The 5,825-nt window shown below is 72.2% G+C and carries 4 protein-coding genes; 2 read left to right on the forward strand and 2 right to left on the reverse strand.

Translation table 11 applies throughout. The features are described 5' to 3' along the window. On the reverse strand, positions 1–2,291 hold a 2,291-nt coding region (locus tag RIF68_RS24870; protein ID WP_309053528.1), incomplete at its 3' end, for a hypothetical protein. 452 nt (positions 2,292–2,743) lie between these two features. Between RIF68_RS24870 and ppk2 the strand changes: the two genes are divergently transcribed. Next, a complete protein-coding gene (gene ppk2 / locus RIF68_RS24875; RefSeq protein WP_309053529.1) occupies positions 2,744–3,721 on the forward strand; it encodes a polyphosphate kinase 2 in 978 nt (325 codons plus the stop codon). Positions 3,722–3,965: 244 nt separating this feature from the next. On the opposite strand, the gene RIF68_RS24880 is transcribed toward ppk2, so the two are convergent. Next, positions 3,966–5,264 (reverse strand): SGNH/GDSL hydrolase family protein, encoded by a 1,299-nt coding sequence (locus tag RIF68_RS24880; protein WP_309053530.1) that lies wholly within the window; start codon positions 5,262–5,264, stop codon positions 3,966–3,968. Positions 5,265–5,622: 358 nt separating this feature from the next. Between RIF68_RS24880 and RIF68_RS24885 the strand changes: the two genes are divergently transcribed. Next, the coding region (locus tag RIF68_RS24885) for a 3-keto-5-aminohexanoate cleavage protein (RefSeq protein ID WP_309053531.1) at positions 5,623–5,825 on the forward strand (203 nt) is incomplete at its 3' end.

A 5,825-nucleotide genomic window follows, 5' to 3' on the forward strand; every position in this document is an offset into this window, starting at 1 on the left:
TCGGTGTGGAAGTCGACCCGGGCCCCACCGACCACGGCCGCCTCGGAAGGCGACCCACTCTTGGCGATGCGCGTACCGTCGGCGATCTTCGTCGTCATGGCGTCCCACACACGGACGGGCACGACCTGGCGCGCCTTGGTGCCGTATCCGGCGTCGTCGCGCTCCGCCTCGGTGTGGAAGTCGACCCGGGCCCCACCGACCACGGCCGCCTCCGACGACCAGCCGCTCTTGGCGATCCGGGTACCGTCGGCGATCTTCGTCGTCATGGCGTCCCACACACGGACGGGCACGACCTGGCGCGCCTTGGTGCCGTACCCGGCGTCGTTGCGCTCCGCCTCCGTGTGGAAGTCGACCCGGGCCCCACCGACCACCGCGGCCTCCGACGGGGACCCGCTCTTCGCGATGCGCGTACCGTCGGCGATCTCGGTCGGGAGGGCGTCCCAAACGCGGTCGGGAATGGTCCACATCCGCTTCTCGCCGAAGCCGCAGGCGATCAGCTCGTCCATCGACATGAACGGCACCTTCGCCCGGCCGACGATGCCGGCCTGCGAGCTGCCGCTCGCCTTCTTCACGCGCGTGCCGTCCGCGATCCGGTCCGGGACGAGGCTGAACGCCCGGCCCGGCAGGGGGCGGACCTTCGACGCCCAGTCCGTGCCGAAGCCGGAGTCGACGACCTCCTGCGGGGAAGCGAAGTTGACCCGTGCGCCGCCGATGATCGCGGCGACCGGGGTGCTTCCGCCGGTGCCCTGGATCAGGGTTCCGTCGTCGGGAACGTCGGCCCGGATCATGTGGAACGCGCGCGCCGGGAGCGTACGGACCTTGCTCGCCCAGTCGGTGCCGAAGCCCGCGTCGATGACCTCCTGGGGGGAGGCGAAGTTGATCCGCGCGCCACCGAGCATCATCGCCACCGGTGTCGGCACGCCGTTCGCGATGCCCTGGACGAGCGAGCCGTCCGGCGGGATGTCGGCGTGGAACTCGTTGAAGGCGCGGCTGGGGATCGCCCGCACCTTGTCACGCCAGTTCGTCCCGTAGCCGGTTTCGACGACTTCCTCGGGCGAGAAGAAGTTGATGCGCGAACCGGCCACGAACATGGCGACCGGCGTCGAGGTGCCACCGCCCGTGCCCTGGACGAGGGTGCCGTCCACCGGGACCGTGCCGAGGCTGTTGAACGAGTGGTCCGACACGATGACGACCTTGGAGGCCCAGTCCGTGCCGTGGCCGGTGTCGACGACTTCCTGGGGTGAGGCGAAGTTGACGCGCGCCCCGCCCACGACCTGGGCGACGGGTGTTCCGTTGCCGCCGTTCCAGCCCTGCACCAGCGTCCCGTCGGAGGGCACCCTGTTCATGTGGTCGCGGGCGTCGACCGACCAGTCCGAGATCTTGGGCGGACGGCCGCAGTTCACCGGGGAGTTGCAGTGCGACTGGTGCAGGGGCGCGCCTCCGGCGAAGATGTACACGCGGCCGCGCTGGTCGATGGCCGACGAGCCGTTGCGCGGTGTTTTCGGACCGGCGTCGATGACCGACTGGTACGTGGGGCGGGGCGTGGAGTCGCAGATCCCGCCGTCGCACGTGGCCTGCCAGACCGGGGCGCCCCCGACCATCTTGTAGACGCGCCGGGTGTCCGTGGTGTGCAGGAGCGTACCGTCGGCCAGGCCGTGCACCGACGTCACGGGCTGCGGTTGCGGCGGAGCGGGCGGGTTCGTCGGACCTGGAGCCGCCCCACCGCCCCGCCCCGTGCCCTGCGTGACCTTCTTGAATCCCTCGCTCTTGGGCAGGTTCACCCAGAGCGCGGACTCGTGGCCCACGAAGTGCTCCATGCCGGCGTTGCACCCGGCCGGCAGCCACTCACGCGTCAGGAAGACGCGCTCGGTGAAGATGCCGTAGGAGACGTAGGTGATCTCGTGGGACGGGGAAACGGTGTTGGTCTTCAGGCCCACCGAACTCGTCAGGGAGGCCTTCGCGCCGATCTGAATCTCGAGGTTGACCTTGGCGACGAGGTAATCGACCGACATGCCGGCGGTGAACTGGGTGCTGAGCTCGACCGTGTCGGACTTGGTGACGGTCACCTCCAGGTTGTCCCCCGGTGCCACCCGCCAGGGCCCGTCGGATGCCTTGAAGTCCTCGTAGTGCTTGCTCACCTTCCAGGCGGTCGGCCCGCAGGAGACCGGGAGCGGCAGGGGTGGTGGGTCGGCGGCCCGGGCGACCTGGGGCGTCGTCGCCACCAGCCCGCCCGCCAGCAGAACGCCGGTCAGCGCGGTGAGCGCCGGCCGCAGCCTGTGTCCGAGCATCATGCCTTCTCTCGCTGAGGAATGGCCCGGTCACCCACGTAGGGGCGGGCCGGGAAAGGGATGACTGACCGGGCGGAGAGGTGACGTGCGTCAGGCCGGTCCGGGCCCGGCCGTGCTCCCGCGCGGTGCCGCATTCCCGTGAAGGCATGCTGTGGCTGCGGTCTGGGCAGCAAAGATCGCCATACGAACGTTCCCCCCGTGGAGAGCCGCACCCACGTGTCACGCGGGTGCCGGCTCCTTGGCGCAGTACAGGTTCGGAGGGTAGACGCAGCCGCCGCCAGTCTGTCAATGCGTCCGACGGAACACGTTCCGCGTCCGAATGGAGACGCTCCGCGACGGATCCGGGGGAGCGCGCCCCCGACCACATGCGGAGGGCGAGGCTCCCGCCCCCGGCCGCTCACGCTTTCCGGGCGCGCCGAAGCCATACAAAGGTTCGAGGCGGGTAGGTGCCGGGCGTGAACGAGCAGAAGTCGCCGCGCCCGGAAGCCGAGGACCTGCTGACGGGGCTCAGCGTGGACAACCGCCGGCCGGAGCAGCCCGTGCTGCTGGACTCCTCCGGCGCCCCGATCCGTACCTGGCGGGAGAACTACCCGTACGAGCAGAAGATCCGTCGCGCGGAGTACGAGCGGAGCAAGCGGATCCTGCAGATCGAGCTGCTGAAGCTGCAGCGCTGGGTGAAGGAGACCGGGGCGCGGCTGGTGGTGATCTGCGAAGGACGTGACGCGGCGGGCAAGGGCGGCACTATCCAGCGGTTCACGGAACGGCTCAACCCCCGCGGAGCCAGGATCGTGGCCCTGGACAAGCCGACCGAGCGGGAGGCGGGGCAGTGGTATTTCCAGCGCTACGTCGCCCACCTGCCGGCCGCGGGTGAGATCGTCTTCTTCGACCGCTCCTGGTACAACCGCGCCGGCGTCGAGAAGGTCATGGGGTTCTGCACGCCCGAGCAGTACGAGCTGTTCCTGCGGCAGTGCCCCACCTTCGAGGCCATGCTCGTGGAGGACGGGGTCCTGCTGGTCAAGTTCTGGTTCTCGGTGTCCCGCGCCGAGCAGCGCACCCGCTTCGCGATACGGCAGGTCGATCCGGTCCGGCAGTGGAAGCTCTCGCCCACCGACCTCGCCTCCCTGGACCTGTGGGACGCCTACACCACCGCCAAGGTCGAGATGTTCCGCGCGACCGACACCGAGCACGCGCCGTGGACCGTGGTCAAGAGCAACGACAAACGCCGCGCGCGCCTCGAAGCCATGCGCAGCCTGCTGTGGCGCATCGACTACGACCGCAAGGACGAGGCGGCGGTGGGACGGCCCGACGATCTCATCGTCGGCGCCGCCGACACACTCCTGGAGGCCGGCGAGGAACCCACCGACCTCTCCCCCACCCCACTGGCCGGCCAGCCCCTCGGACCCGGCCTCCACCCCCACGACCCCGCTCCCTGACCCGGTGCGCGGCGAGCCCGGCCCGACACCGGGGTGGGCCCCTTCGCCGTCACGGATCTGCCGCGGGCTGCCGGTGTTCACCGCGGCGAGCCCCGTGGGCCGCGCCGCGCGGTGGAGTCCGGGCGCGCATGCGTCGGCCGGTGGGTCTGGGCGCGCATGCACCGGCCGGTGGTCGCCCGGCGGCTCGACGCCGCGCGACCACCGGCCCGCCGGGTGGCTCGCGCCCCGGGCAGCGGGCGTCCGGTTACAGCTCGTCGAGGTCGAGCGCCTCGGCCATCGCGCGGTAGCCGGCGTCGCCCGGGTGGAGATGGTCGCCGGAGTCGTACGCGGGCAGCATCCGGTCCGGGTCCGCCGGGTCGGCGACGGCGCGGTCGAAGTCCACGACGGCGTCGTACGCGCCGGAGGTGCGGATCCATCGGTTGACCGCGTCGCGCCTGGCCTCGTTCTCCGGGGTGTCGTAGGGCGAGCCCTTGATGGGCGTGAGGGTCGCGCCCACCACCCTGACACCCTTGGCGCGGGCCTGGCGGATCAGCTCACGGTGGCCGTCGATCAACCGCTCGACGGACACCTCCGGGGTCGGGCCGCCGGGGAAGCCCGGGCCGCTGCCGCCGATGTCGTTGATGCCTTCGAGGACGATCACCGTGCGTACGCCCCGCTCGGTCAGGACGTCCTTCTTGAACCGCTCGATGCCCTTCTCGCCGGCCCAGGTCGTGTCGTTGACGACCTGGTTGCCGCCGATGCCGTGGTTGAGGACGGCACGCGGGGCGCCGGCGGCGGCGAGGCGTTCGGCCAGCTCGTCGGGGTAGCGGTTGTCGGCGTCCTGGGTGGCGCCGACGCCGTCGGTGATGGAGTCGCCGAAGGCGACGATCGCGTCCCGGCGGGGCGCCTTGCCGCCGAGGACCTCGACGCCGGTGAGGTAGTACCAGGAGGAACTGGTTTCCCGGAACGCGGCGCCCGACACGTCGGAGCGGTGGTCGCCGGTGGCGCGGTAGCTGGTGGCGCCGGCGGCGTGGTGGAAGGTGGCCGGGCCGGTGTCACCCGCCAGGTGGAGGGTGACGGTGACCGATTCCAGCGCCTTGAGCCGCAGCGGGACGCCGTCACTGAGGACGGTGCCGCCCACCGGCACGGTGACGGAGCGGCCGTGACCGAACGTCAGGTGGCGCACGGTACCGGGCTGGACGGCGCCGCCCGCGGCGGTGCGGGCGACCGTCGCTCCGGTGATGCGCAGCGGCGTGGTGCCGTAGCGGTGGGAGAGCTCGATCCGCGCGGCGGTGCCCCCGGCCGTGACCCGGACGACCTGGCGGACGGTGTGGTTCGAGAAGCCCCGCTGCGACCAGTTCGGGCCGAACGGCGCGCTCGGCGCCTGCGGCGAGGCCGCCCACGCGCCGCGCCAGGGGCCGGCGCCGTGCGCGGTGCCGGCCGGGGCGGCGGTCGTCCCGGCGGGCGCGGCGGCCGTCGCGGTGGCCGTGAGGGGCAGGGTGGTGAGGGTGGTCGCGGCGAGCAGCGCGATGCCGGCGCGCCGCAGGGTGTTCGTGGTTCGCATGTGGGTCCCCGTGAGTGTCGTGTCGTTGACGATCACCCATAAGCGGATGCCGAATCCGGTTATTCCCCCGGGGAGTTGGAGGGTTCACCTGCCCACGGGGAGGGGCATGCGCGTGCCGCCCCTTCCGGGGCGGGGGGGGGGAGCGAATGGGGAGAGGCGGCAGGCGGAGGCCGTCCGGGTGCGCGGAGCGGCCCAGGTGCGCGGGGACCAGGACCTTCCTGCACCTGCCGGCGGGGCCGGTCGGCCGTACGGAGGCGCCGGCGCTCTCTCCGTACTCCTCCCCCGGCCTCGTGGTGGTCCGGTGCGGCGACGACGGGACCGGGAACGGCGCGGCGGCCGGTCGTGGCACGATCGGAGCATGATCCAAGCGTGTCTGAACGGTCGGCGTACGGCACAGGAGCATCCCCAGGTGCCCCTCACGCCGCGGCAGTTGACGGCGGATGCCCGGCTCGTCCGCGCCGCCGGGGCTTCCTCCGTCCACCTGCACCCCCGGGACGGGCAAGGCCGGGAGAGCCTCGACCCAGCGGTCGTGTCGGCCTCCGTGGGGGCGGTCCGGCGTGC

This window comes from Streptomyces sp., assembly GCF_031178505.1.
Lineage (GTDB): Bacteria > Actinomycetota > Actinomycetes > Streptomycetales > Streptomycetaceae > Streptomyces > Streptomyces gulbargensis.

Bases quoted from the DNA above. Each gene is read 5' to 3' on its own strand.
- RIF68_RS24880 (WP_309053530.1), bottom strand. From the start codon at position 5,264: ATGCGAACCACGAACACCCTGCGGCGCGCCGGCATCGCGCTGCTCGCC.